The sequence below is a fragment of the Pseudomonas sp. HMSC08G10 genome (assembly GCF_001808425.1).
Taxonomy (GTDB): Bacteria; Pseudomonadota; Gammaproteobacteria; order Pseudomonadales; family Pseudomonadaceae; genus Aquipseudomonas; species Aquipseudomonas guariconensis.
Window position 1 is genome coordinate 81171 of the sequence record NZ_KV793328.1, and the last position, 26597, is coordinate 107767.

25 protein-coding genes are annotated in these 26597 nt (G+C 63.2%); 13 read left to right on the forward strand and 12 right to left on the reverse strand.

The window, feature by feature from the left end; translation table 11 throughout:
- Positions 1-24 precede the first annotated feature (24 nt).
- The 3 genes from HMPREF3173_RS19325 to HMPREF3173_RS19335 all read right to left on the reverse strand — a co-directional run bounded on the left by HMPREF3173_RS19325 (position 25) and on the right by HMPREF3173_RS19335 (position 5120).
- Positions 25-1440, reverse strand: a complete 1416-nt coding sequence (locus tag HMPREF3173_RS19325; protein ID WP_070575702.1) for an HlyD family type I secretion periplasmic adaptor subunit — start codon at positions 1438-1440, stop codon at positions 25-27.
- A 31-nt stretch (positions 1441-1471) separates the two neighbouring features.
- On the reverse strand, positions 1472-3598 hold the full coding sequence (locus HMPREF3173_RS19330) for a type I secretion system permease/ATPase (protein ID WP_070575705.1): 2127 nt from the start codon (positions 3596-3598) through the stop codon (positions 1472-1474).
- Between the two features lie 115 nt (positions 3599-3713).
- Positions 3714-5120: a TolC family outer membrane protein gene (locus HMPREF3173_RS19335; protein WP_070575708.1), complete on the reverse strand. Its 1407-nt coding sequence runs from the start codon at positions 5118-5120 to the stop codon at positions 3714-3716.
- Between the two features lie 438 nt (positions 5121-5558).
- Here HMPREF3173_RS19335 and HMPREF3173_RS19340 point away from each other — a divergent pair, with 438 nt between their 5' ends.
- On the forward strand, positions 5559-6278 hold the full coding sequence (locus tag HMPREF3173_RS19340) for a carbonic anhydrase (protein ID WP_043207671.1): 720 nt from the start codon (positions 5559-5561) through the stop codon (positions 6276-6278).
- A 186-nt stretch (positions 6279-6464) separates the two neighbouring features.
- Entirely contained in the window at positions 6465-8000 is a 1536-nt protein-coding gene (locus tag HMPREF3173_RS19345) for a SulP family inorganic anion transporter (protein WP_168166398.1), read from the forward strand.
- A 198-nt stretch (positions 8001-8198) separates the two neighbouring features.
- On the opposite strand, the gene HMPREF3173_RS19350 is transcribed toward HMPREF3173_RS19345, so the two are convergent.
- Positions 8199-8840 (reverse strand): hypothetical protein, encoded by a 642-nt coding sequence (locus HMPREF3173_RS19350; protein WP_070575711.1) that lies wholly within the window; start codon positions 8838-8840, stop codon positions 8199-8201.
- Positions 8841-9216: 376 nt separating this feature from the next.
- On the opposite strand from HMPREF3173_RS19350, the gene coxB reads away from it, so the two are divergent.
- The 4 genes from coxB to HMPREF3173_RS19370 are packed head-to-tail and all read left to right on the forward strand — an operon-like array spanning position 9217 to position 13458.
- Positions 9217-10344 carry a cytochrome c oxidase subunit II gene (gene coxB / locus HMPREF3173_RS19355; RefSeq protein ID WP_070575714.1) on the forward strand — a complete coding sequence of 376 codons (1128 nt, stop codon included), beginning with the start codon at positions 9217-9219 and terminating at the stop codon, positions 10342-10344.
- Positions 10345-10387: 43 nt separating this feature from the next.
- Positions 10388-11977 (forward strand): cytochrome c oxidase subunit I, encoded by a 1590-nt coding sequence (ctaD, locus tag HMPREF3173_RS19360; RefSeq protein WP_070575717.1) that lies wholly within the window; start codon positions 10388-10390, stop codon positions 11975-11977.
- A gap of 10 nt (positions 11978-11987) precedes the next feature.
- Complete coding sequence (locus tag HMPREF3173_RS19365) at positions 11988-12554, forward strand: cytochrome c oxidase assembly protein (RefSeq protein ID WP_070575720.1); 567 nt, start codon at positions 11988-11990, stop codon at positions 12552-12554.
- A 16-nt stretch (positions 12555-12570) separates the two neighbouring features.
- Positions 12571-13458 carry a cytochrome c oxidase subunit 3 gene (locus HMPREF3173_RS19370; protein WP_043207681.1) on the forward strand — a complete coding sequence of 296 codons (888 nt, stop codon included), beginning with the start codon at positions 12571-12573 and terminating at the stop codon, positions 13456-13458.
- 57 nt (positions 13459-13515) lie between these two features.
- Here HMPREF3173_RS19370 and HMPREF3173_RS19375 read toward each other — a convergent pair whose 3' ends face one another.
- Entirely contained in the window at positions 13516-13719 is a 204-nt protein-coding gene (locus HMPREF3173_RS19375; RefSeq protein WP_043207682.1) for a twin transmembrane helix small protein, read from the reverse strand.
- A 63-nt stretch (positions 13720-13782) separates the two neighbouring features.
- On the opposite strand from HMPREF3173_RS19375, the gene HMPREF3173_RS19380 reads away from it, so the two are divergent.
- Genes HMPREF3173_RS19380 through HMPREF3173_RS19400 form a run of 5 tightly spaced genes read left to right on the forward strand, consistent with a single transcriptional unit; the run spans position 13783 to position 17669 of the window.
- Entirely contained in the window at positions 13783-14523 is a 741-nt protein-coding gene (locus tag HMPREF3173_RS19380; RefSeq protein ID WP_070575724.1) for an SURF1 family protein, read from the forward strand.
- A complete protein-coding gene (locus HMPREF3173_RS19385) occupies positions 14489-15073 on the forward strand; it encodes a hypothetical protein (protein WP_070575727.1) in 585 nt (194 codons plus the stop codon). Before HMPREF3173_RS19380 ends, HMPREF3173_RS19385 begins: the two co-directional genes overlap by 35 nt.
- Before the next feature lie 9 nt (positions 15074-15082).
- On the forward strand, positions 15083-16156 hold the full coding sequence (locus HMPREF3173_RS19390) for a COX15/CtaA family protein (RefSeq protein WP_070575730.1): 1074 nt from the start codon (positions 15083-15085) through the stop codon (positions 16154-16156).
- Complete coding sequence (gene cyoE / locus HMPREF3173_RS19395; protein ID WP_070575733.1) at positions 16141-17040, forward strand: heme o synthase; 900 nt, start codon at positions 16141-16143, stop codon at positions 17038-17040. The genes HMPREF3173_RS19390 and cyoE overlap by 16 nt, the downstream gene beginning before the upstream one ends.
- The gene (locus tag HMPREF3173_RS19400) at positions 17037-17669 is read left to right on the forward strand and encodes an SCO family protein (RefSeq protein ID WP_070575736.1); all 633 of its coding nucleotides are present in this window, start codon (positions 17037-17039) and stop codon (positions 17667-17669) included. Before cyoE ends, HMPREF3173_RS19400 begins: the two co-directional genes overlap by 4 nt.
- A 118-nt stretch (positions 17670-17787) precedes the next feature.
- Here the strand turns inward: HMPREF3173_RS19400 and HMPREF3173_RS19405 are convergent, their stop codons facing one another.
- The 3 genes from HMPREF3173_RS19405 to HMPREF3173_RS19415 form a co-directional block, all read right to left on the reverse strand.
- The gene (locus HMPREF3173_RS19405) at positions 17788-18558 is read right to left on the reverse strand and encodes a MetQ/NlpA family ABC transporter substrate-binding protein (RefSeq protein WP_070575739.1); all 771 of its coding nucleotides are present in this window, start codon (positions 18556-18558) and stop codon (positions 17788-17790) included.
- A gap of 64 nt (positions 18559-18622) precedes the next feature.
- A complete protein-coding gene (locus HMPREF3173_RS19410) occupies positions 18623-19294 on the reverse strand; it encodes a methionine ABC transporter permease (RefSeq protein WP_043207697.1) in 672 nt (223 codons plus the stop codon).
- Entirely contained in the window at positions 19294-20301 is a 1008-nt protein-coding gene (locus HMPREF3173_RS19415; protein ID WP_070575743.1) for a methionine ABC transporter ATP-binding protein, read from the reverse strand. The genes HMPREF3173_RS19410 and HMPREF3173_RS19415 overlap by 1 nt, the downstream gene beginning before the upstream one ends.
- A gap of 206 nt (positions 20302-20507) precedes the next feature.
- Between HMPREF3173_RS19415 and katE the strand changes: the two genes are divergently transcribed.
- Positions 20508-22667, forward strand: a complete 2160-nt coding sequence (gene katE / locus HMPREF3173_RS19420) for a catalase HPII (RefSeq protein WP_083300099.1) — start codon at positions 20508-20510, stop codon at positions 22665-22667.
- Positions 22668-22748: 81 nt separating this feature from the next.
- Here the strand turns inward: katE and HMPREF3173_RS19425 are convergent, their stop codons facing one another.
- From HMPREF3173_RS19425 to zur, 4 genes are all read right to left on the reverse strand, one after another.
- On the reverse strand, positions 22749-23456 hold the full coding sequence (locus HMPREF3173_RS19425) for a PA5502 family lipoprotein (RefSeq protein WP_070575749.1): 708 nt from the start codon (positions 23454-23456) through the stop codon (positions 22749-22751).
- Positions 23457-23585: 129 nt separating this feature from the next.
- Positions 23586-24368, reverse strand: coding sequence for a zinc ABC transporter permease subunit ZnuB (gene znuB / locus HMPREF3173_RS19430; RefSeq protein WP_070575752.1), 783 nt, complete (start codon positions 24366-24368; stop codon positions 23586-23588).
- A complete protein-coding gene (znuC, locus tag HMPREF3173_RS19435; protein WP_043207710.1) occupies positions 24361-25134 on the reverse strand; it encodes a zinc ABC transporter ATP-binding protein ZnuC in 774 nt (257 codons plus the stop codon). The genes znuB and znuC overlap by 8 nt, the downstream gene beginning before the upstream one ends.
- A complete protein-coding gene (gene zur / locus HMPREF3173_RS19440) occupies positions 25131-25616 on the reverse strand; it encodes a zinc uptake transcriptional repressor Zur (protein ID WP_043207713.1) in 486 nt (161 codons plus the stop codon). The genes znuC and zur overlap by 4 nt, the downstream gene beginning before the upstream one ends.
- A gap of 66 nt (positions 25617-25682) precedes the next feature.
- On the opposite strand from zur, the gene HMPREF3173_RS19445 reads away from it, so the two are divergent.
- On the forward strand, positions 25683-26588 hold the full coding sequence (locus HMPREF3173_RS19445) for a zinc ABC transporter substrate-binding protein ZnuA (protein ID WP_070575755.1): 906 nt from the start codon (positions 25683-25685) through the stop codon (positions 26586-26588).
- The last annotated feature ends 9 nt before the right edge of the window (positions 26589-26597 follow it).

The window sequence follows — 26597 nt, forward strand, 5'->3', positions numbered from 1 at the left end:
GTTGTTCACTCCTTTTCGATGTCATTACCGTTCCCGCAAACTCTCTTGCGCATGCTGTTGCAACGGACTCAGGAAGTAATCAATCACCGTCCGCTGATCGGTCTTGATCTCGGCGCTCACCGCCATGCCCGGCGTCAGCGCCACGGCCTGGCCGTTGACCTGCAGGTGATCGCTGGCCAGGCGGATGCGGCTGCTGTACACCAGCCCGCGGCGTTCGTCCTCGATGGCGTCGCGTGACACACTCAGCACTTCGCCCTGCACGGTGCCGTAGCGGGTGTAGGTGAAGGTCTCGATCTTTACAGTCACCGCCTGGCCGACCTGGACGAAGCCGACGTCCTTGTTCTCTAGCAGTGCCTCGACCTCCACTGGCTGGTCAGTGGGCACGATGACCATCAAGGCCTGGGCCGGCGTGACCACGCCACCGACGGTGTGCACAGTCAATTGCTGGACGGTGCCGTCGACCGGGGCCAGCAGTTGCGTGCGAGCTTCCTGGTAGCGCGCCTTGGCCAGTTCCTGGCGCAGGCTGGCGACCTTCTGCCCTGCGGTCTGCTGCAGGTCGAGCAGGCTGCGCCGGGCCTGGGCCACCACGCCTTCGCGGCGGCGGCGGGCCTCCGACTGCGCGGCGGTCGATTGCAGCACGCTGGCTTGCTGCACCTGCAGCTGGCGCTCCAGGTCGAGCCGGGCCTGTTCCTTGTCGAGGTACTCGTGGCGGGCCACGTACTGCTGCGCCAGCAGGCTCTGGTAGTCCTGGGCCAGCTGGGTGGCGATGGGCAGGGTCTTGCGCAGGCTCGCCACCTGCACTTGGGCGGCCTGGATCTCGGCGCCGCGCTGCTGGATCTCGGCATCGACTTGGTCGAGGCTGTTGCGGTATTCCTGGTACTGCCCCTGCAGCCAGCGTTCGGCATCCTGCACCTGTTGCGCGTCGGCGTGCTCGATGTCGTCTTGCAGCCCCTGCGGTGGCTGGCCGCTGGCAATGGCCTGGAGCATCGCGCTGCTGCGTGCCACGTCGATGCGCGCGGCGAGCAGTTCGCTCTCGCTGCGGCGCACCTCGGCGTCGGCGGTGGTCGGATCGAGTTCGAGCAACAGCTCGCCGGCCTTCACCCGTTGCCCATCGCTGACGTGGATCGCCTTGACCACCGCCGTCTCGCTGGGCTGGACCAGTTTGGTACGACCGCTTGGCACCACCTTGCCCGTGGCCACCGCGACCACGTCGATATGACCGAGGCTGGCCCACAGCAGGGCCAGGCCGGCAAAGCCCATAATGTTCCAAACGAACACCCGCGGCGTCGGGTGGGGTGGCCGTTCCTGCAAGGCCAGGGCAGCTGGCAGGAACTCGATTTCGTGGCCGGCACGCGCAGGCGCGTCAAGCGTTTTGCGCTGGCGCCAGGCGTGCTGCCAGGCCTCGCGGTAGCGCTGCCAGAGGCTGGAATAGGCGGACATGGCCTCTCCTTGGTATGAGGTGGTGAGGGGATCAGCCCTGTTGCAAGCGGTGCAGCCTGGCGTAGTGCCCGGCCTGGTGCGCGAGCAGTTCGGCGTGGCTGCCTTGTTCGACGATCTGGCCGCGGTCCACCACGACGATGCGGTTGGCATCGCGTACGGCGGACAGGCGGTGGGCGATGATGATCACCGTGCGCCCCTGGCAGATCGATCGCATGTTCTGCTGGATGATGCGTTCGGACTCGTAGTCCAGCGCGCTGGTGGCCTCGTCGAAGATCAGGATGCGTGGGTCGCGGATCAGCGCGCGGGCTATGGCGATGCGCTGGCGTTGCCCGCCCGAGAGCGAGACGCCGTGCTCACCCACCATGGTGTCGTAGCCTTCGGCGAGCTCGAGGATGAAGTCGTGGGCACCGGCCAGGCGCGCGGCCTGCATGACGGTCTCCAGCGGGGTGCCGGGGTCGGCCAAGGCGATGTTCTCGCGGATGCTGCGGTTGAACAGCAGGTTATCCTGCTGCACCACGCCGATCTGCCGGCGCAGCGAGGAGGCATCGGCCAGGGCCAGGTCCATGCCGTCGACCAGTACCCGCCCGCGCTCGGGCACGTAGAGCCGCTGCAGCAAGCGGGTCAGGGTGCTCTTGCCTGAACCTGAGCGCCCGACCACGCCGATCACTTCGCCGAACTCGATGCACAAGTTGATCCCGCGCAGGATCTCTGAGCCATCGGTGCGATAGCGAAAATGCACCTGGTCGAACTCTATGCGGCCTTGCAGGGGCGGCAAGGCGCTGCGTGCCGAATTGGCAAGTTCGGTGCGGGTGTTGAGAATATCGCCCAGGCGCTGCACCGACACGCTGGTCTGCTGGAAGCTGGTCCACAGCTGGGCCAGGCGCATGATTGGCTGTGCCACGCGCCCGGCCAGCATGTTGAAGGCGATCAGCTCGCCGACTGTGAGCTGGCCATCGATCACCAGGTGCGCGCCGAGCCAGAGGGTGGCGACGGTCACCAGCTTGCCGATTAGGCCGACGCTTTCGTTGGCCAGGGTCGACAGGGTCTGAGTCTTGAAGCCGGCGGCGACATAGGCCGCCAGCTGGTTGTCCCAGCGCCGCAGGACCTGCGGCTCGACGGCCATCGACTTGAGGGTGTCGATGCCGTTGACCGTCTCGACCAGGAACGCCTGGTTCTCGGCGCCACGATTGAAACTGTCCTGCAGGCGCTGGCGCAGCACCGGGGTAATCAGCAGCGACACCAGCGCGTACAGCGGCAGCGAAGCCACCACCACCAGGGCCAGCCAGCCGCTGTAGTAGAACATCACGGCGATGAACACCACCGAGAACAGCACGTCCATGACCAGAGTGATGGCATTGCCGGTAAGGAAGTTGCGGATGTTCTCCAGCTCGCGCACCCGCGCCACTGAGCCGCCGACCCGGCGGGCCTGGAAGTAGGCCAGCGGCAGGTGGAGTAGGTGGTGGAACAGGCGTGAGCCGAGCTCGACGTCGATGCGGCTGGCGGTATGGGCGAAGACGAAGCTACGCAAGCCGCTCAGGGCCGACTCGAACAGCATGATGCCCAGCAGGCCGATGGCGATCACGTCCAGAGTGGTCAGGCCGTGGTGTACCAGCACCTTGTCCATCACCACCTGGAAGAACAGTGGTGTGAGCAGGGCGAAGATCTGCAGCACGAAGGACACCAGGGTCACTTCGCCGAGCAGTTTGCGGTGCTTGATGATGGCCGGAATGAACCAGGTGAAGTCGAAGCGCGAGGATTCGCCGGGGGCCAGTGCTTCGCTGCGCAGCAGCAATAACTCGCCGCTCCAGCGTTGCTCTAGGGTGGCCAAGTCGATCACCTCGGGTCGCTCGGCACGCGGATCTTGGATCAGCACCTTGCCCTGGTCCATGCGGGCGATGATGAAGAAGCCGCCCTCACGGTCGGCGGCAATTGCCGGCAGTGGCGTCTGCGCCAGGCGCTCGGGGCGGGTCTCGACGCGTTTGGCCTTGAGGCCGAGCTTGCGCGACGCCAGCAGCAGTTGCGGGGTGGCGAAGGCTTGCTGGCCATCGGTGAATTCGTGGGCCAGCTGTTCGCCGGAGGCTGCCACGTTGTGGAAACGGGCCAGCATCAGCAGGCAGATCAGCCCGGTGTCTGGGCTATCTGGTTGGTGTTCACTCATAACGCGTCCATGCAGGTCATAACGACCTAATAAGGCTAACTATTTGAATGGGTTAGCTTGGTTTGAAAAAGGCGGCACCCATCTAGCTGCCATAGAATGATTAATATTCATCCAATCATTTAATGGTGGGCAGGTTGCCTGGCCTCGGGGGGAGGAAGTCGCGGTCGGGGTCGTAGTCGCGGCTCAGGTAGTGGGACAACTCGAGCAGGTCCTGGGAGGCCAGGCTGCCGACGGCCTGCTTGAGCTTTAGTGAATCGATGATGTAATCGTAACGAGCATCGTTGTACTCGCGGACAGCGCGGTACAGCTGGCGCTCGGCATTGAGCACATCCGCGGTGTTGCGTGATCCCAATACACGGCCTGCGTGGGTACTCTGCAACGCTGCCTGGCTGGAGTAGATGCTTTGCCGACGAGCCTGGACCTGTTCCACGTCGGCATGTATGGCGCGGTGCAGACTTCGGGTTTGCAACGTAACAGCGCGGCGACGATCTTCATGCTCGTCTTCGCGCTGGGCCAGGCGTTGGTTGGCTTCACGCACCTGCGAACTGTGCAGGCCGCCGGCATACAGCGGAACCTTGAGCTCCAGGGCCAGGGAGCTTTGGCTGATCCTGTCGCGATAGCCGCCATGCGCGGAATTGGCAGGGGTGCTGTAGCCGAAACGGTCGTTGTCTCCCTTGCGATAGGACGCCACGGCGTCGAGCGTTGGCGCATGGCCTGCCTTGCGCTGCCGGTTGGTGTGCTCGGCTGCATCCCTGGCGTGCTCGCTGGACAACAATGAAAGATTGCCTTGCAGAGCGAGGGAAACCCAGGTTTCGGCTTGCGCGGGTACCGGTGTGCGTGTTGTCAGCTGGTGGGTAACGCCAGCAATCTGGGTATATTTCTGGCGAGTGAGGCGGTGGAGCACTTCGAAAGTGTCTTCGACCTTGCGTTGCAACCGCTTGCGGTTGGCGCTGGCAACATCATGGGCGGCCTGTGCATCCAGCACATCTGTGATGCTGGATGCGCCATTGACCAACCGTTCCCGAGCCTGCTGCTGCTGGCGCCTGAGTGCTGCTTCTTCAGCCTTGGCGGCGGCCAGGGCATCGAGTGTGCGCAAGGTATCGAAATAGGCCTCGGCGACCCGCAGTATCAGCGCCTGCTCTTTTTCGGCCAGTTGCAGTGCAGCCTGGGCTGTGCCGGCTTCGGCGGCCTTGAGTGCGTGCCAACGGTCCAGGCGGAACAGGGGCTGGGTGAGGTTGGCCTGCTGGAGAGTGCCGCTGCGTATGCGATCACCGTTGGCTTCGTCGGTTTGTAGGCGGCTGCCCTCGATACTGATGCCGGCATCAAGGGTCGGTAGCAGTCCGGCCATGGCTTGAGGGACTCGCTCTCGCAGCGCTTGGTATTCGTGGCGAGCGGCGCTGAGCTGGGCATCGTGTTCAACCGCAGAGCGATAGACATCCAGCAGTTCGGCGCGTTGTGCCTGGGCGAGCAGGGGTTGGCAGAATATCAGGCAGCTCAGGAGCATGAGGTGGCGACGGGGCATGGACGGTCCGTGTCTTCGCAGTTAAGAACGGAGCGAATCCTACTATCGGCAAATGCTGGCGATATATGGGATGAAGGTTGTGCGGTTCGTAGGAAAGCGCTCCTGGCAACGTAAGGGTGTGGCGCGACGGTTGCAGGCGCTCAAGGCCTCTATTCAGGGGGCTACAGGGCGAAAGGTTTAATCCAACTAATGTGATGCATTATTTTCAGTCATGTATCTTGGCGATTGATATTTTTTTGCTATTATCAAAAACCTTTCTAGAAACCTAGAACGCCCGTTCTAGAGCCTCCGAATTCAGTTTCAGTTAAGTTTTCTCCCGTAGCGTAAGTCGACAAGAGATTGTGATTTATCGCCTGTGCGTGTCATCTAACGCCCTGCATAGCCAGAATCTTTCCCCGGTAAAATGGACCTTACCTACAACCGCCAAGAGGATGAATCATGCCCGTCAAGGACCCAAACAAGGTCGTCCCGGCCGCACCTGCCGAAAGCGCCGATGCTGCCCTGAAGCATATCGTCGACGGCTTCCTGCGTTTTCACCATGACGTCTTCCCCGAGCAGCAAGAGCTGTTCAAGAAGCTCGCCACCGCGCAGAAGCCACGCGCGATGTTCATCACTTGTGCCGACTCACGCATCGTTCCGGAGCTGATCACTCAAAGCTCGCCGGGCGATCTGTTCGTGACCCGTAACGTCGGCAACGTCGTTCCGCCTTATGGTCAGATGAACGGTGGTGTTTCCACCGCCATCGAATACGCCGTGATGGCCCTGGGCGTGCACCACATCATTGTCTGTGGTCATTCCGACTGCGGCGCCATGCGTGCGGTGCTCAACCCCAACTCGCTGGAGAAGATGCCCACGGTCAAGGCCTGGCTGCGTCATGCCGAAGTGGCCCGTACCGTGGTCGAGGACAACTGCTCCTGCGGCAGCGAGCACGAAAGCATGCAGGTGCTGACCAAGGAAAACGTCATCGCCCAGTTGCATCACCTGCGCACCCATCCTTCGGTCGCCTCGCGCCTGGCAGCCGGCCAGCTGTTCATCCATGGCTGGGTCTACGACATCGAGACCAGCCAGATCGAAGCCTACGACGCCGCTTCCGACAGCTTCCTGCCGCTCACTGCCGGTGAGCCAATCCCCTGCGCTACACCGAGAGGCCGCTACTAAGCGACCCGAACACCTGCGTTGTTCTTGATAGCCGGTCGCACCCCTGCGGGGTGTGGCCTGGCTGTCGGCTGCCTTGAATTTCCCTGACTGACCTGCCGGCTTGCTGGCGGCCCGCGCCTGCGCGCGTGTCAGGGTTCCCCGTGCCTGCGGCCTTGGAGTGGCCGCCAAACTTGAGAAAGGAGCTTCATGGTGAACAAGACACAGATCAAAGCGGCATTGCCGCGAGAATTGTTGGCCTCGGTGGTGGTCTTCCTGGTGGCGCTGCCCCTGTGCATGGGCATCGCGATCGCTTCTGGCATGCCGCCTGCCAAGGGCCTGATCACCGGCATCATCGGCGGCATCGTGGTGGGCTTTTTGGCTGGCTCGCCCCTGCAGGTCAGTGGGCCGGCGGCCGGCCTGGCAGTGCTGGTGTTCGAGCTGGTGCGCCAGCATGGCATGGCCATGCTGGGGCCGATCCTGTTGCTGGCGGGGCTGTTGCAGTTGGTGGCAGGACGCCTGCGCCTGGGCTGCTGGTTCCGGGTCACGGCGCCTGCGGTGGTGTATGGGATGCTCGCGGGTATCGGTGTGCTGATCGTGCTGTCCCAAGTGCACGTGATGTTCGACAGCGCGCCACAGCCCTCGGGTGTGGAAAACCTGCTGGGCTTCCCGGCAACACTGGCCTCGGCGCTGCCCTTGGAGCGCGCGGGCAATGGCTGGCAGGCCGGTGCCCTAGGCCTGGGCACCATTGCTTTGATGTGGGCATGGGAACGGTGGCGGCCGCAGCGCCTGCGCTTTGTACCTGGCGCGCTGTTGGGCGTCGCGGCGATGACCGCTGTCAGCCTGTGGCTGGCCCTGCCGGTGAACCGGGTGCAGGTGCCGGCGGATTTGTCCGAAGCCATCGACTGGCTGCGCCCGGATGATCTGCTCAAGCTGGCCGACCCTTCCCTGCTGGTCGCGGCCTTCGCTCTGGCCTTCATCGCCAGTGCCGAAACCCTGCTATCCGCCGCTGCGGTGGACCGCATGCACAGCGGCCAGCGCTCGGACTTCGATCGGGAACTGTCGGCGCAGGGGCTGGGCAATATGTTGTGCGGCGTGCTCGGTGCGCTGCCGATGACCGGGGTCATCGTGCGCAGCTCGGCCAATGTCCAGGCCGGTGCGCAGACCCGCTGGTCGGCGATTTTCCATGGCCTGTGGCTGCTGGCCTTCGTGGTGGCGCTTAGCAGCGTGTTGCAGCAGATTCCGGTGGCCAGCCTGGCGGGTGTGCTGGTGTACACCGGTATCAAACTGGTGGACTTCAAGGCATTCCGGGGGCTGGGCCGCTATGGCCGCATGCCGATGTTCACCTATGCCGCGACCGCGCTGGCGATCATCTTCACCGACTTGCTGACTGGCGTGCTGCTGGGCTTTGCCCTGACCTTGCTCAAGCTGGCGCTCAAGGCGGCGCGGCTGAAGATTGGCCTGGTCACCCTGGCGCAACCCGGGCACATGGAGCTGCGCCTGAGCGGCGCGGCGACGTTCCTCAAAGTACCGGCGCTGACCCAGGTGCTGGAGCGCGTGCCGCAAGGGACCACGCTGCACGTGCCGTTGGGCAACCTGAGCTATATCGACCACTCCTGCCTCGAACTGCTCGAAGACTGGGGGCGCAGCAATGCGGCCAAGGGGTCTCGCCTGGTGATCGAACAGCGCAGGCTCAAGCGGCGTATCGAGGGGCGCCTGCGCACGACGGCGGGTATTGGGGCCTGACGCACGAGGGGCCGCTTTGCGGCCCATTCGCGGGTAAACCCGCTCCCACAGGGATTGCTCAAGTCTTGAGAGCGGCTCGATCCCGGTGGGAGCGGCGCCTGTCCTGCTCCAGGGTGTCGCCTTCGCGGGTGAGCCCTCTTCTAACCGCCGGCTCGGGGCCTTGGTGGGAGCGGGTTGACTCGCGATGTGTCAGGTCGATCAGACCGGCTGGCCGAGCTCCACGCCCAGCTGGCGGGACAGGCAGGGCCAGCGCTTCCAGGCCGCGCCGGTTTCGGGGCTGCAGAGTCTCTCCCGGTAAGTCTCGACCGACTCCACGGCAAAACTCTCGTCGTCGAGCATTTCGTCCACCGAGTGGTGCACCACTTCATCCAACTGGTTGGCGAAGGTTTCGCCGATCAACTGATGGGCGATCAGGTTGGCCACGGTGGTGTCCACCGGAATCAGCGGCTGCTGGAAGTGGCGGATGTACAGGTCATTGACCTCTTCGACCAGGCGATGGGCCAGGTAGGCTTCGTCCAGCAGGCAATCCAGGCCGACATGGCCCTGCATGACGCTGGGCGGTTGCAGGAAGTAGGCTTCGGCGATTTTCAGCACCGGCTTGATCTGCGACTCGATCCCGGCTTCGCGGGCCACCTCATGGGCGGCCTCCAGCAGTTCCGGAACCTGATCGATGTAGGCGCTGACGAAGCGCGCCAGAGTACCCTGGGCATCCTGCTCGGGCAGTTGGATCGATGGATGCAGATGCGGCAGTTGTTGTTCCAGACGCTGTTTCAGTTGGCCGGTCTGGCCCTCGTGTTGGTGGGCGTGGGTGATCTGCTCGCGGACAGCAGCGATGTTCATGACAACTCCAGGGACAAGGCGTTACAAACGGAAGACACTAAGTTAGCTCGCTTACCAGAATGCCTAAGACGCATTTGTTATAACCCCGAGGCACGTCTGTTCGCGTGGTTATATCAATATGCCATCATTTTGCTCTATCCCTGTAACTGCAAGGCTTTCAAGCGATTACGTCAATCGATGAAGTTGTTTTCATGGCCTTCGTTGCGTGCCATTGGTCGCTGTCTATACTCGGGTTGAACGTGATTCGTTGATGAGGCCCGACTGCCATTTGCAGGGGCTCGGTCGTCGAAGCCAGGCAGTCTTGGCCGCCATCCCCTCCTTAGCCGTACGGTCGTCCACGCCTCCGGGACAACAAGAACGATAAGGGGAACCCGCAATGATGCGACATCCACATGTCTGGATGGGCCTCCTGTTGTGGTTGGTGTTTGGCCAGGCACAAGCCGCCTGGACCGTGAACATGGCACCGGGGGCGACGGAAGTTTCCAACGCCGTGTTCGACCTGCACATGACCATTTTCTGGATCTGCGTGGTCATCGGCATCGTGGTGTTTGGCGCGATGTTCTGGTCGATGGTCATCCACCGCCGCTCCACCGGCCAGGAGCCTGCGCATTTCCACGAGCACACCTGGGTCGAGATCCTCTGGACCGTCGTTCCCTTCCTGATTCTCGTGGCCATGGCCATCCCGGCCACCAAGACCCTGATCGACATCTATGACGCCAGCGAGTCGGACCTCGATATCCAGGTCACCGGCTACCAATGGAAGTGGCACTACAAGTACCTAGGCCAGGACGTGGAGTTCTTCAGCAATTTGGCCACGCCCACCGACCAGATCCACAACAAGGCGCCCAAGGACGAGCATTACCTGCTGGAAGTCGACCAGCCGCTGGTGCTGCCGGTCGGGGCCAAGGTGCGGTTCCTGGTGACTGCCGCCGATGTCATCCACTCCTGGTGGGTGCCGGCCTTCGCGGTCAAGCGTGACGCCATCCCGGGCTTCGTCAACGAGGCCTGGACGCGCATCGAGAAACCCGGCATCTACCGCGGCCAGTGCACCGAACTGTGCGGCAAGGACCATGGCTTCATGCCGGTGGTGGTCGAGGTCAAGTCCAAGGCCGATTACGACGCCTGGCTGGGCGAGCGAAAAGCCGAGGCTGCCAAGCTCAAGGAGCTGACCAGCAAGGAGTGGACGCTTGAGGAATTGGTCGAGCGCGGCGACAAGGTTTATCACACCGCCTGTGTGTCCTGTCACCAGGCCGAGGGCCAGGGCCTGCCGCCGATGTTCCCGGCGCTCAAGGGCTCGAAGGTCGCCACAGGGCCTAAGGAAGAGCACCTGAACGTGGTGTTCCACGGCCGTCCCGGTACCGCCATGGCTGCGTTCGGCAAGCAGCTTTCGGAAGTCGACATCGCCGCCGTGGTGACCTACGAACGCAACGCCTGGGGCAACAACAAAGGTGACATGGTCACGCCGAAAGACGTGCTGGCGCTCAAGCAGGCGGAGGCGCAATGAACCGGGTAACTCGCGGCAATCAATGGATTGCAGGAGACAGGACATGAGTGCAGTGATCGACGACCACGCCCACGGCCATGACCACGCCCACGGCCCGGCCAAGGGCCTGATGCGCTGGGTGCTGACCACCAACCACAAGGACATCGGCACGATGTACCTGTGGTTCGCCTTCACCATGTTCCTGCTCGGTGGCTCCTTTGCCATGGTGATCCGCGCCGAGCTGTTCCAGCCGGGGCTGCAGATTGTGGAACCGGCGTTCTTCAACCAGATGACCACCATGCACGGCCTGATCATGGTGTTCGGCGCGGTGATGCCGGCCTTCGTCGGCCTGGCCAACTGGATGATTCCGCTGATGATCGGCGCGCCGGACATGGCCTTGCCGCGGATGAACAACTTCAGCTTCTGGCTGTTGCCAGCGGCCTTCCTGCTGCTGGTCTCGACCCTGTTCAGCCCAGGCGGAGGCCCCAACTTCGGCTGGACTTTCTACGCCCCGCTGTCCACCACCTACGCACCGGCCAGCGTGACGTTCTTCATCTTCGCCATCCACCTGATGGGGATCAGCTCGATCATGGGCGCGATCAACGTGATCGCCACCATCCTCAACTTGCGTGCCCCAGGCATGACGCTCATGAAGATGCCGCTGTTCGTCTGGACCTGGCTGATCACCGCGTTCTTGCTGATTGCGGTGATGCCGGTGCTGGCTGGCGTGGTAACCATGATGCTGATGGACATCCACTTCGGCACAAGCTTCTTCAGCGCTGCCGGCGGGGGCGACCCGGTGTTGTTCCAGCACGTGTTCTGGTTCTTCGGGCATCCTGAGGTGTACATCATGATCCTGCCGGCCTTCGGTGCGGTCAGCTCGATCATTCCGGCCTTTTCGCGCAAGCCGCTGTTCGGCTACACCTCGATGGTCTATGCCACCGGCGCGATCGCCTTCCTGTCGTTCATTGTTTGGGCCCACCACATGTTCGTGGTCGGAATTCCGGTGGTTGGCGAGCTGTTCTTCATGTACGCCACCATGCTCATCGCCGTGCCCACGGGGGTGAAGGTGTTCAACTGGGTCAGCACCATGTGGCAGGGTGCACTGACCTTCGAGGCGCCGATGCTGTTCGCCATCGCGTTCGTCATCTTGTTCACCATCGGTGGGTTCTCCGGGCTGATGCTGGCCATCGCTCCGGCGGACTTCCAGTACCACGACACCTACTTCGTCGTGGCCCATTTCCACTACGTACTGGTGCCGGGGGCGATCTTCGGCATCTTCGCCTCGGCCTACTACTGGCTGCCGAAATGGACCGGATACATGTACGACGAAACCCTGGCCAAGCTGCATTTCTGGCTTTCGTTCGTGGGCATGAACCTGGCCTTCTTCCCGATGCACTTTGTGGGGTTGGCCGGCATGCCTCGGCGTATTCCGGATTACAACCTGCAGTTCGCCGACTTCAACATGGTGTCGTCGATCGGGGCCTTCACCTTCGGTGCCACGCAGATCCTGTTCCTGTTCATCGTCATCAAGTGCATCCGCGGCGGCGCGCCGGCACCGGCCAAGCCTTGGGATGGCGCCGATGGCCTGGAGTGGACGGTGCCTTCGCCGGCGCCTTACCACACCTTCCAGACACCACCGGATGTGAAGTGAGGCGCCGGGCATGAACGGCCTTTCGCTCAGACGCCTGGTCACGCGTCTCTTGATGCTGGCGGTGCTGATGTTCGCCTTTGGTTTTGCCCTGGTGCCGATCTACGACGTGATGTGCAAGGCCTTCGGCATCAATGGCAAGACCGGCGGGCAATACGAGGGCAGCCAGGTGAGTGACCCGTCGCGCACGGTGCGGGTGCAGTTCATGTCCACCAACGCCAGCGACATGGTCTGGGACTTCTATTCCACCGCCGACCAGCTGGAGGTCAACCCGGGCGCGGTCAACCAGATGATTTTCATCGCCCGCAACCCCACCGACCGGCCCATGAGTGCCCAAGCCATACCCAGCATCACCCCGGCCGAGGCCGCGGCGTATTTCCACAAGACCGAGTGCTTCTGCTTCACCCAGCAGGTGCTGCAACCCGGTGAGCGCATCGAGATGCCCGTGCGGTTCATCGTCGATCGCGACCTGCCGGCCAATGTGAAGCACCTGACACTGGCCTACACCTTGTTCGACATCACCGCTCGCCACCCACCGGTCGCTCATGTCGCGGCCCAGGACGTCCAGGGCGCCCGCTAAGGGAAGGAGAACAGCAATGGCAAGTCATGAGCACTACTACGTCCCGGCGCAGAGCAAGTGGCCGATCATCGCGACCATCGGGATGTTCATCACGGTGTTCGGCCTGGGGACCTGGTTCAACGATCTCAAGGCCGGTCACCCCGAGTCCCATGGGCCACTGATCTTCTTCGTCGGCGCGCTGTTTCTGGCCTACATGCTGTTCGGCTGGTTCGGTGCGGTGGTCAAGGAAAGCCACGCCGGGCTCTATAGCGCGCAGATGGACCGCTCGTTCCGCTGGGGCATGAGCTGGTTCATCTTCTCGGAGGTGATGTTCTTCCTGGCGTTCTTCGGCGCGCTGTTCTACGTGCGAGTTCTGGCCGGCCCCTGGCTCGGCGGCGAGGGACACAAGGGTATCGCCCATATGCTGTGGCCAACGTTCGAGTTCGCCTGGCCGTTGTTGCACACGCCGGATCCGAAGCTGTTTCCGCCACCGAAGGAAATCATCGATCCGTGGCACCTGCCGCTGATCAACACCATCTTGCTGGTGAGCTCCAGCGTGACCATCACAATCGCCCACCATGCCCTGCGCAAGAACCATCGTGGGCCGCTTAAGTTGTGGCTGGGGCTGACCATCCTGCTGGGCTTGTCGTTCCTGGCGTTGCAGGCCTTCGAGTACCACGAGGCCTATACCGAGCTGGGCTTGACGCTGGGCTCAGGGATCTACGGCGCGACCTTCTTCATGCTCACCGGCTTCCACGGTGCCCACGTGACCTTGGGCACGCTGATCCTGATCGTGATGTTCTGCCGCGTGCTGCGCGGGCATTTCGATCCGGACAAGCACTTTGGTTTCGAGGCGGCGAGCTGGTACTGGCACTTTGTCGATGTGGTGTGGGTCGGGTTGTTCATCTTCGTGTACGTGCTCTGAACTGAGGGCAACTGCCTTTAGAGAGCACCGACGGACCAGATGGGAGCGGGTGAAAACTTAGAAGGGGGCGTGGGAGACCAGTTGGCCGCTGATCAGGCCCCAGGCCACCAGGGCGATGGTCAAGGTGGCCAGGGTGACTCGCACGGTCAGGGCTTTGAGCAAGCGGGTCGAGTGTTCGTCGTCCTTGACCAGGAACACCAGCCCGCTGAACAGGCTGGCAATGGTGGCCAACAGCATCAGGACAATCGCGGCCTTGAGCATGGCGAAACTCCGGGGGGATGCGGTGATGAATCCAAGTATAGCGATCGACCTGGCGAGGACACGGTGAAGCCGTTTCGCCCAGGCCTGGTTCCAACCTTGGTGGTGCTCGCGCTGCTGCCGGGCCTGATCGCGCTCGGCTGCTGGCAACTGGGCCGTGCCGATGAAAAACGTGCACTGCTGGCAACCTTCGCCGAACGCAGGATCGAGGCGCCCCTGGCCGGCGGCCAACTGCCACAGGTGGCCAATCCGGCCTATCGTCGCGTGCACCTGTATGGCCGCTTCGATGGTGAACACAGCCTGTTGCTGGACAACAGCATTCGCGACGGCCGGGCGGGTGTGGAGGTGCTGCAACCGTTTCATGACCAGGCCAGTGGCCTGTGGCTGCTGGTCAACCGGGGCTGGCTGCCCTGGCCGGATCGTCGCGAGCCGGTCCGTTTCGAGACACCTGCCCAGGCCTTGGCGCTCGAGGCCTGGGTCTATGTCGCGCCGGGCGCCACCTTCCAGTTGCACCCAGACCCGGTCGGCGGCCAGTGGCCACATCTGCTGACCGCCGTCGACCCTGCCCAACTGTGGCAACAGCTCGGCCGTGAGGGCTTTGCCCATGAACTGCGTCTGGAGCCTGGCCCGGCCAGCTACCGGCTGGACTGGCCGGTGGTCGCCTTGGGTCCGGAAAAACACCTGGGCTACGCCGTGCAGTGGTTCGCCCTGGCCACGGCGCTGGTGCTGCTTTACCTCTACTTCGGCTGGCATGACAAAAAGGAGAACCCCCATGGGCGGCGTAACGAGTCCACTGGACGTGCCTGAACGTGGCAAACCCAGAAGCCGCGGGCGTTTGCAGCTGATCCTGATCCTGTTGGTGGTGTTGGGCCCAATGATCCTGGCCACCAGCATGTACAAGCTGCAGTTCTGGGTGCCAGAGGGGCGCAGCTACCACGGCGAGATGATCGGCAACGGTCAAAGCCGCGCGGATATCGGCATCGATGCCCAGGAAGCACGCTGGCAATTGCTGGTCAGCGCCCCGGCTACCTGCATCGAGGATTGCCAGCGACTGGTCTATCTGGCCCGGCAGATCCAGATTGGCCTGGGCCGCGATGCAAGCCGCGCCAGCCATGCCCTGGCCGCCGCCCAGCCATTGCCCGGCGAATTCCAGGGCACGCTCGAGCGTGAATACCCGCAATTGCAACGTTACCCGCTGGATACCCAGCGTTATGGCCAGAAGGTCGATGTAGCCGGTCCGCAGCTGTGGATTGTCGATCCCCACGGCAACCTCGTGCTGCGCTACGACGCCAAGGTCAACGGCAAACAGGTGCTCGACGACCTGCGCCATCTGCTCAAGCTGTCCAACATCGGCTAGGAGGCCGCCATGGCCAGACCCGGATACCGCCTTGCTGTGTGTGCCACCGTGCTGGCGCTGCTGGTCGTGCTGCTCGGTGCTTATACCCGCCTGACCCACGCTGGCCTGGGTTGTCCCGACTGGCCGGGCTGCTACGGCTTCATTGGCGTGCCCAAGACCGAAGCCCAACTGGCACACGCCGAGCTGCGCTTCCCGGACCATCCGGTGGAGGAGGCCAAGGGGTGGGCCGAGATGGTCCACCGTTACTTTGCCGGCACATTGGCGACGGTGATCGCGCTGCTGGCCTTCCAGGCGGTGCGCCGTCATGCCCGGGACGGCCAGCCGTACCGCCTGCCGGTGCTGTTGCTAGGGGTGGTGCTCGCCCAGGCGGCGTTCGGCATGTGGACGGTCACGCTCAAGCTATGGCCGCAGGTGGTCACTGCCCATTTGCTGGGCGGCTTCACCACGCTCAGCCTGCTGTTCCTGCTATCGCTGCGTCTATCTCGCGCGTTTGCGCCGTTGCCCAAGCTGCCTTTGAGCCTGCGTCGGGTGGCGGCGCTGGCGCTGCTGGTGGTGATCGGGCAGATCGTCTTGGGAGGCTGGGTCAGTGCCAACTATGCCGCGGTGGCCTGCATCGATCTGCCCACGTGCCACGGTCAATGGTGGCCGGCGGCGGACTTCAGCAACGGCTTTCACCTGACCCAGCACGTGGGGCCCAACTACCTCGGTGGACAACTGGACAGTGATGCCCGCACCGCCATTCACATCAGTCACCGGCTCGGCGCGCTGATGGTCGTTGCGGTGTTGCTGATGTTGAGCTGGAAGCTGCACCGCAACGGTCTCACCGGACTGGCTCGGCTGGTGCTGCTGGTGCTGGGCGTGCAGGTCAGCCTGGGTATCAGCAACGTACTGTTCCATCTGCCGTTGGGGGTGGCCGTTGCGCACAACGCGGGCGGTGCTCTGTTGCTGCTGAGCATGGTGCTGGTGAACTACCGGATTCGCGTGGTGGACAAGGTCCGTGTTGGCCATGGCTGGCGACTCACACCGGTCACCAGTGCAGGTGGCACCGCGCACACGAGGGCTAATGCGTGGCGACGCTTCTGAGTGAACGCCCGGCGCGGGCCGGGTGGCGCGACTATCTGGAACTGACCAAGCCGAAGGTGGTGGTGCTGATGCTGATCACCTCGCTGGCGGGGATGTTCTTGGCCACCCGGGCCGGGGTGCCTTGGCCCATCCTGTTGTTCGGCAACCTGGGTATAGCCCTCTGCGCCGGGGGCGCGGCGGTGGTCAACCATGTGGTGGACCGGCGCATCGATGCACTGATGGTCCGTACCCACAAGCGACCGCTGGCTGACGGTCGGGTTGCGCCCTTGCCGGCGCTGGGCTTCGCACTCGCCTTGTCGCTGGCGGGTATGGCCGTGCTGCTGGTCTTCACTAACGCCCTCACCGCCTGGCTTACCCTCGCCTCGTTGCTGGGCTATGCGGTGATCTACACCGGGTTTCTCAAGCGCGCCACGCCGCAGAATATCGTCATCGGTGGCCTGGCGGGTGCAACGCCGCCGTTGCTGGGCTGGGTGGCGGTCAGTGGGCATGTGAGCGCCGAGCCGTTGCTGCTGGTGCTGATCATTTTCGCCTGGACCCCGCCGCACTTCTGGGCCCTGGCCATCCACCGCAAGCAGGAGTACGCCAAGGCGGACATCCCCATGCTGCCGGTGACCCACGGCGAGCGCTACACCAAGCTGCACATCCTGCTCTATACCCTGGTGCTGCTGGCGGTGAGCCTGCTGCCATACGTCATCCACATGAGCGGCCCGCTCTACTTGATCTGTGCCCTGGCCCTGGGCCTGCGCTTTCTCCACTGGGCCTGGGTGTTGTACCGTGGCACCAGGCCGCACGCTGCGATCAAGACCTTCAAGTACTCTATCGGGTACTTGTTCATGCTGTTCATCGCACTGCTTTTGGACCACTACCTGTTGCCGAACCTATGACCCGAACCCAGAAAACCGTCTTCATCCTCGTCGCCGTCGTCGCCTTGATCCTCGGCCTGACCGTCAACAAGGTGCTCAATGGTCGCAGCGAGGCGAACCCGGCCGAGCTGATCGACGCCGGCATCATTCTGCTGCCCCAGAGCCGCACCGTGCCGGACGTGACCATGACCGACCAGGACGGCCGGCCCGTGGCGCTGGATCAGCTCAAGGGCAAGTGGTCGCTGCTGTTCTTCGGCTACACCTACTGCCCCGACATCTGCCCGACTACCCTGGCCCAGTTGCGTCAGGTCAAGAGCGAGCTACCCAAGGAGGCGCTGGAGCGCTTGCAAGTGGTGTTGGTGAGCGTGGACCCGAACCGGGACACACCGAACCAGCTCAAGCAGTACCTGGGCTATTTCGACAAGGACTTCGTGGGGTTGACGGGGTCGATCGAAGATACCCAGGCGCTGGCCAATGGGCTGAGCATTCCGTTCATTCCGGCTGATACCAGCAAGCCTGGATATACGGTCGATCACAGCGGCAACCTGGCGGTGGTCGGCCCGGATGGTCGCCAGCGTGGTTTCATCCGTGCGCCGATGAACAACCAGAAGCTGGTGGCGCAGCTGCCAGGGTTGGTCAAGCGGGACTGAACCCGCGGCTGAAAAGCTTCGCGGGTAAACCCGCTCCCCCAGGTTCACCGCGGCGCTTTGGCCTGTGGCGTAACTGTGGGAGCGGGTTTACCCGCGAAACATTCAGCGCGCAGACGGCTTAGAACGCCGGAATCACCGCACCTTTGTACTTCTCGGTGATGAACTGCTTCACCTCGGGCGAATGCAGGGCGGCAGCCAGTTTCTTGATGGCCTCGGCGTCCTTGTTGTCCGGACGGGCAACCAGGATGTTCACGTAGGGCGAATCGCTGCCTTCGATGACCAGGGCGTCCTTCTCAGGGTTGAGTTTGGCCTCCAGCGCGTAGTTGGTGTTGATCAGCGCCAGGTCGACCTGGGTCAGCACGCGTGGGATGGTGGCCGCCTCCAGCTCGCGGAACTTCAGGCCCTTGTCATTGCCGGTGATGTCCTTGACGGTCGAAAGGATGTTCTTGTTGTCCTTGAGCTTGATCACACCGGCCTTGTCCAGCAGCAACAGGGCACGGCCGCCGTTGGTGGCATCGTTGGGGATGACCACGGTGGCGCCGGACGGCAGTTCGTCGAGCTTCTTGATCTTGCTCGAGTAGGCGCCCAGCGGCTCCAGGTGTACGCCGGCGACGCTGACCAGATTGGTGCCCTTGGCCTTGTTGAACTCATCCAGGTACGGCTGGTGCTGGAAGAAGTTGGCGTCCAGGCGCTTTTCGGCCACTTGCACGTTCGGCTGGATGTAGTCGGTGAATTCCTTCACCTTCAGCTCCACCCCTTCCTTGGCCAGTTGCGGCTTCACGAAGTTGAGGATCTCGGCATGCGGAACCGGGGTGGCCGCGACGGTGAGGGACTCGGCGTTGGCCGAGAAGGCCGCGACAGCGGCGACGACAGCAAGCAGCTTCTTCATTGATCACTCCTTGTGAGGGCCGCGACGGCCCCCGAACGGGTCGGCCAGGCCGACCCCATTGGGGTTACTTACGGGAAAAATGCACGACCAGTTTGTCGCCGACACTTTGCAGAACTTGAACCAGGATCAGCAGCAGGATCACGGTGACCACCATCACGTCGGTCTGGAAGCGCTGGTAGCCGAAGCGGATGGCCAGGTCGCCCAGGCCGCCGGCACCGACCACGCCGGCCATGGCGGTATAGGACACCAGGGTGATGGCAGTGACGGTGATGGCGGCGAAGATGCCTGGCCGGGCTTCGGGCAGCAGGGCGTTGGTGATGATCTGGCGGGTGGTGGCGCCCATCGACTGGGTGGCCTCGATAATGCCGCGGTCCACTTCGCGCAGGGCGGTTTCCACCAAGCGTGCGAAGAACGGCGTCGCACCCACCACCAGCGGTGGAATCGCACCGGCGACCCCCAGCGAAGTGCCGGTGATCAGCACGGTGATCGGGATCATGACGATCAGCAGGATGATGAACGGCAGCGAGCGCAGCACGTTGACCACCAGCGACAGCAGCGCATACACGCCTTTTTGTTCGAACATCTGCCGCGGGCCGCAGAGGAACAGCAGCACGCCCAGGGGTAGGCCCAGCAGCACGGTGAAGAACAGCGAGCCGAACAACATGATCATGGTGTCGATACTGGCCAACCAGATTTCGGCCCAGTCGACGTTGGCGAAGAAATTAAGGGCGTCCATCAACGCAGTACCTCCATATGAACATCAGCTGCCTTGAAGCGGGCGAACGCCGCTTCCATGTCGCCGCCGGTGACGGCGAGCGTGAGCTGTCCATAGGGGACGTCCTTGATGCGGTCGATACGTCCGGCCAGGATGCTGTAGTCCACGCCAGTCTCGCGGGCCACGGTGCCCAGAAGCGGTGCGTAGGTGGCATCGCCCTGGAAGGTCAGGCGCACGATACGCCCTGGCACGTGGGCGAAGTCATCGCGCTGCTCGCTTTCATCCACCTGCTCGTCTTCCTGGACGAAACGCTTGGTGGTCGGGTGCTGCGGATGCAAGAACACATCGGCCACCGCGCCCTGCTCGACGATCTGCCCGGCATCCATCACTGCCACGCGGTCGCAGACCCGGCGGATCACGTCCATTTCGTGGGTGATCAGCACGATGGTCAGCTTCAGCTCACGGTTGATCTCGGCCAGTAGCTGCAGGACTTGGGCCGTGGTTTGCGGATCCAGGGCGCTGGTGGCCTCGTCGCACAGGAGGATCTTGGGGTTGGTGGACAAGGCACGGGCGATACCCACGCGCTGCTTCTGGCCACCGGAAAGCTGGGCGGGGTACTTCTTGGCGTGGTCCGACAGCCCGACGCGAGCCAGCAGTTCGGTCACACGCTTGTCGATCTCGCTACGCGACAGCTCGCCAGCCAAGGTCAATGGCAGCGCGACGTTGTCGGCAACGGTCTTGGAGGCCAGCAGGTTGAAGTGCTGGAAGATCATCCCGACCTGCTGGCGGAAGCGGCGCAGCTGGTTGGCGTCGAAGGCGGTGACATCTTCACCGTCGACGATGATCTTGCCGCCGCTTGGGGCCTCCAGGCGGTTGATCAGGCGCAGCAAGGTGCTCTTGCCGGCGCCGGAATGCCCGATCAGGCCGAACACCTGGCCATTTTCAATGGTCAGGCTGGTCGGGTTCAGGGCGGGGATATCCCTACCGGATACGCGGTAGGTCTTGTGGACATGTTGAAACTCGATCACTGAGCGAACCTTGTGGGGCGCATGGAATTTGGGTCAGCGGTTAGCCGGGGTCGCGCATTTTAGCCTTTTCCCATAGTTGTTCTTAGCATTTATTTCGTCATCAACCAATCCGCTGGGCATAACGCGACAACCGGTAATCCGATTGAACGCTCACGGGGCGCTTCCAGTCACTACAGGAACGAGCCCGAACGGGGCGCCTGAAAGCCATGACGAGGAGAACCGACATGCCAAAGACTCCGGATTCGCCCAGGGACAGCCAGCTGGCCGGAACCCACACGCCTGACCGGGCCAACACCAACGCCAAGGTGCAAAGCCTGGAGAGCGTGCGCAGCGATGCCACCGGCCAAGCCCTGCGCACCAATCAAGGTGTGAAGATTGCCGACAACCAGAACACCCTCAAGGCCGGCGTGCGTGGGCCTTCGCTGCTCGAAGACTTCATCATGCGCGAGAAGATCACCCACTTCGACCATGAGCGGATCCCCGAGCGCATCGTCCATGCCCGTGGCACCGGTGCTCATGGCTACTTTCAGAGCTATGGCTGCCACGAGCAATTGACAAAGGCAGGCTTCCTGCAGGATCCGCAGAAAATCACGCCTGTGTTCGTGCGGTTTTCCACTGTGCAGGGCCCGCGCGGCTCGGGTGACACTGTGCGCGACGTGCGCGGCTTTGCCGTCAAGTTCTACACCGACGAGGGCAACTTCGACCTGGTGGGCAACAACATGCCGGTGTTCTTCATCCAGGATGCGATCAAGTTCCCGGATTTCGTCCATGCGGTGAAACCCGAACCGCACAACGAAGTCCCCACCGGGGCGTCGGCCCACGACACCTTCTGGGATTTCGTCTCACTGGTACCGGAATCGGCGCACATGGTCATGTGGGCGATGTCCGATCGGGCCATTCCGCGCAGCCTGCGCATGATGGAAGGCTTTGGCGTACACACCTTCCGCCTGATCAATGCCCAGGGCGAGGCCACATTCGTGAAGTTCCACTGGAAGCCGCGCCAGGGCGTGCACTCGGTGCTCTGGGACGAGGCGCAGAAACTTGGCGGCAAGGACCCGGACTTCCATCGCCGCGACCTGTGGGAGGCGATCGAGACCGGTGATTATCCCGAGTGGGAGCTGGGCGTGCAGATCGTGCCGGAGGCAGACGAGCACAATTTTGACTTCGACCTGCTCGACCCGACCAAGATCATTCCCGAAGAACTAGTGCCCGTGACGCCGCTGGGCAAGATGGTGCTCAACCGCAATCCGGACAACTTCTTCGCTGAAGTTGAGCAGATCGCCTTCTGCCCCGGGCATATCGTGCCGGGAATCGACTTCACCAACGACCCGTTGCTGCAGGGGCGCCTGTTCTCCTACACCGATACCCAGCTCAGCCGCCTGGGCGGGCCGAACTTCCATGAAGTTCCGATCAACCGGCCGATCGTACCCAACCACAGCAGCCAGCGTGATGCCATGCACCGCATGACCATCGACAAGGGGCGTGCCTCCTACGAGCCCAATTCCATCGATGGCGGTTGGCCCAAGGAAACGCCGCCAGCACCCCATGGCGGAGGCTTCGAGAGTTATCAGGAGCGCATCGACGGGCACAAGATCCGTCAGCGTAGCGACTCTTTCAGCGACCACTTCTCCCAGGCGCGGTTGTTCTTCCAGAGCATGAGCCCGACCGAGCAGCAGCACATCATCAAGGCCTACAGCTTCGAGCTGGGCAAGGTCGAGCGCGAGGCCATCCGGGTGCGGGAGGTGAACGAGATCCTGGCCAACATCGACTTGGACCTCGCCGCAGCCGTGGCGACCAACCTCGGCTTGCCGGCGCCCAAAGCCGCAACGGTACAGGTCAAGGGATCGACGCCAGCGCAGTCACCGGCGCTGAGCCAGATGAACCACCCCGGCAGTGTGGGCATCAAGGGACGCAAGATTGCTTTGTTGGTGGCCGATGGGGTGGAAGGCGCCAGTGTCGATCGGCTGGTGAAAGCCTTCGAGGCCCAAAGCGCACGCGTGCTTGTTCTGGGGCCGACGTCGGCGCCGGTGACGACTGCCGAGGGCAAGGCGTTGGCGGTGGATGCCTCGATGGAGGGGATGCCATCGGTAATGATCGATGGGTTGTGGGTGCCGGCCGGCAAGGCGGCGCTGGAGGCGCTGGGGAAAAGTGGTTTGGCCAAGCATTATCTGCTTGAGGCCTACAAGCACCTCAAGCCCATGGGAATGGCCAGCGAGGGCAAGGCATTGCTCAATGCCTTGGGCTTGAATGAGGATGCAGGCCTGCTGCTGGGGGATGATCAGCAGGCGGTAGCTGCCTTCGTGAAAGCGCTGGAGCAACATCGGGTGTGGGCGCGGGAGGCGGTGGCCGAGGCAATTCCGGCGTAGGCCAGGCTGTGTTTTGCCAGTTCCCGCGCTCTGCGGGAGCTGGCCATGCCTGCGATTGGGGCGCAGCGCGCCCCGCAATGCTCAGGGCTGACGTGGGACCAGCACTACCTGCGCGGGCAGCGAGCGCTGGATTTCATGGCGCTGGTTCAGCTCGAAACCGCTATCGAGCTTGCGCACGCGCTTGTCGAGCAAGGTCTTGAGCCAGGGTGCATCGTCGGTGCGCGGCACCTGAAACACCACATCGCACTGGTAGTTCACCACATCGGCGGCGACGTCATCGAGCTGGCGGCGCATGGCGCGGATGTCGGTGGTCTTGAGCGCCACCACGGTGCTCGGCGCACTGGGGTCGATGACGCGGGCCTTGGGCTTGGCCTCGGCGGCCTTGAGCGCGGCCTCGGCCTTTTCAAGTTCGGCCTTGCGCGCTTGGGCCACGGCGTCGCCCCCCGTGACTGCCGGGGCCTGGGGCATCAGCGCGCGGGCACGGGCCAGCGCGGTCGCGGCAGCATTGACGTCGCCCTTCTGCAGCACGATCTGGCTGCGCTGCAGGTAGGCTTCGGCCAGTTGGCGTTGGTACTGCTCAAGGCGTGCATCGTCTGGCGATTGTGCCTGCAACGCGGCCAACTGGTCTTCAGCGGTGGCCAGCTCATTACTGGCAATGCTTTGTTGCAGCGCTTGCCAGGCATCGGCCTGGGCAGGCGCGTTCGACTGTTCAGGCGGAGTGCTGGAGCAGGCCGCCAAGAACAGGGAAAAAACGGCAACAAGCAGAAAACGGGAGGCGAACGGCTTCATTCCTGCGACTCTCTATTTGCGCAAAAAGCGAGCAAGTCTACACCCTGGTGCGCACGCTCGAAAATAAGTCTTACAGACCCTTTACCTGACAAAAGGTTGCAAGATGCACCTGCGCGCATCCTTAAATTTTCAGCGCTTGGGCAACGCCAGGCTCAGCAAGAATAGCACCGCGGCGCACACCACGATCGACGGGCCGGCCGGGGTGTCCTTGAACCATGACATCGCCAGCCCGCCACAGACGGCGACCACGCCCAGCAGGCTGGCGCCTATGGCCATCTGCTCCGGTGAGCGGGCGTGACGCTGTGCCGCAGCGGCGGGAATGATCAGCAGCGAGGTGATCAGCAGTACACCGACGATCTTCATGGCAACGGCGATGACCACGGCAATCAATAGCATCAAGGCCAGGCGCAGGCTCGCCACCGGCAAGCCTTCGACCATCGCCAGTTCCTCATGTACGGTCACGGCCAGCAGCGGACGCCACAAGGCCGCGAGCAACAGCAGGACCACGACGCTGCCGCCCAGGATCCAGGCCAAGTCGGTGGGGCTGATGGCCAGCAGATCGCCGAACAGGTAGGCCATCAGGTCGATGCGCACGTCGTGCATGAAACTCAGTGCCACCAGCCCCAGGGACAACGTACTCGGTGCCAGGATGCCAAGCAGGGTGTCGGAGGCCAGCGGCTGGCGTTGTTGCAGGGTGACCAGCAGGATCGCCAGCAATAGGCAGCCGACGGTCACCGCCAGGGCGGGGCTGACATCCAGCGCCAGGCCCAGGGCGACTCCAAGTAATGCCGCGTGGGACAGGGTATCGCCGAAATAAGCCATGCGCCGCCAGACGACGAACGATCCCAGGGGGCCGGCCACCAAGGCCAGGGACAAGCCTGCGAGCAGGGCGTAGAGAAGAAAATCAGCCATGCTTGCAGTGCTCTCCATGAACGTGTGCGCCAGGGGCGATCACCGAGCCGTGCAGGTCGTGGCGGTGATCGTGATGGTGATGGTAGATGGCCAGGCTCGGGGCGTTCTGGCCGAACAGTTCGACGAACGCCGGATCGCCGCTGACCTGCTCCGGATGCCCGGAACAACACACGTGGCGGTTCAGGCACACCACCTGGTCGGTGGTGCTCATGACCAGGTGCAGGTCGTGGGAGACCATCAGCACGCCGCAGCCGTGGCGGTCGCGCAGGCGGGTGATCAGGCTGTACAGCTCGGCCTGGCCGGCCACATCCACGCCTTGCACGGGTTCATCGAGCACCAGCAACTCCGGTTCGCGTAGCAGCGCACGAGCCAGCAGCACACGCTGCATCTCGCCGCCGGAGATGGTCTGGATCGGGCTGTCGATCACCTGTTCGGCGCCGACTTCCTGCAAGGCCGCCAGCGCCGCGGCGCGGTCCACCCCCGGTACCAGGCGCAGGAAGCGCAGTACCGACAGTGGCAGGGTGGGGTCGACCTGGATCTTTTGCGGCATGTAGCCGATACGCAGCCGAGGCTTGCGCCAGACCTTGCCACGGTGCGGTTTGAGCAGGCCGAGCACGGCGCGCACCAGCGTGGTCTTGCCGGCGCCGTTGGGGCCGATGAGGGTGACAATCTGGCGAGGTGCCACCGACAGGTCGATGCTGTCGAGCACCGATTCGCCGGCGAAGGTGACGCCGACCTGTTCGAGGCGGATCAACGCATCGCTCATGCCTGCCCCCGGCAGCTGCCACATAGGCCCACTACTTCGACGGTCTGCGTTTCGACGGTGAAGCCTACGCCCTTGGCGCTGGTGATGATGGCCTCGCTGATGCTTTGCTGTTCGAGCTCGATGGCCACATGGCAGGCGCGGCAGATCAGGAACTGGCCCTGATGCACGTGCTCGGGGTGGCTGCAGCCGATGAAGGCATTGAGCGAGGCGATGCGGTGGACCAGGCCGTTTTCCAAAAGAAAATCCAAGGCGCGGTACACGGTCGGCGGCGCAGCGCGGCGGCCGTCCTGTTCGCTCAGCACGGCCAGGATGTCGTAGGCACCCAGCGGCTTGTGGCTCTGCCAGACCAGCTCCAGCACCCGGCGGCGCAAGGCGGTCAGGCGCAGGCCCTGGCGTGTGCACAGGGCGTCGGCCTCGGCCAGTGCACTGTGCACGCAGTGGGAATGATCATGAGGACGGTTGGCCAGCGGCGTGATGGACATGGGCGGCGACGGTTCTGGACAGAGACGTTATTATGTTACCTCTTTCTGGCCCGCCGAGTACTCACCGTGTCCCGATTGCTTGCCCTTTTTGTCGCTTTCATCGCCTTCTCGGCTCACGCCGAGGTGCGCGTGTTGACCAGTATCAAACCGTTGCAGCAGATCGCCGCGGCGGTCCAGGACGGCGTTGGCAGCCCGGATGTGTTGCTGCCGCCGGGCGCTTCGCCGCATAACTATGCCTTGCGCCCTTCCGACGTGCGACGCGTGGCCAATGCTGACCTTTTGTATTGGGTCGGCCCGGACATGGAAAGCTTCCTGCCCCGGGTGATCAACGGCCGTACCAAGCCTAGCGTTGCGGTGCAGTCGCTCCAAGGCATGCACCTGCGCCATTTTAGCGAGGACAGCCATGCCCATGAGGATGACGGCGATGACCATGATCATGACCACCGCCCGGGCAGCCTGGATGCGCACTTGTGGCTGTCGTCGGCCAACGCGCGGGTGATCGCGGCGAAGATGGCCAGCGACCTGGCCGCCACCGATCCGACGAATGCCGCTCGTTACCAGGCCAACCTTAAGGCGTTCATCGACCGTCTGGATGCCTTGGACCTGCGCATCAAGGCCCGGGTAGCAGGTGTCGAAGGCAAGCCGTACTTCGTGTTCCATGAGGCTTTCGATTACTTCGAGGCGGCGTATGGCCTCAAGCACACCGGTGTGTTCAATGTGGCTGCCGAAGTACAGCCGGGCGCGCAGCATGTCGCTGCCATGCGCAAACGCCTGCAGGAAGTGGGCAAGACCTGTGTGTTCAGCGAGCCGCCACTGCGCCCGCGCTTGGCCGAAACACTGACGGCTGGTCTGCCGGTGCGTCTGGCCGAGCTCGATGCCTTGGGAGGGAACGATCCTGTGGATGCCAAAGGCTATGAGCGGTTGCTGGAGAAGCTGGGCAATGAACTGACGGGATGCCTGGAACAGCTGTGAATCGATGGA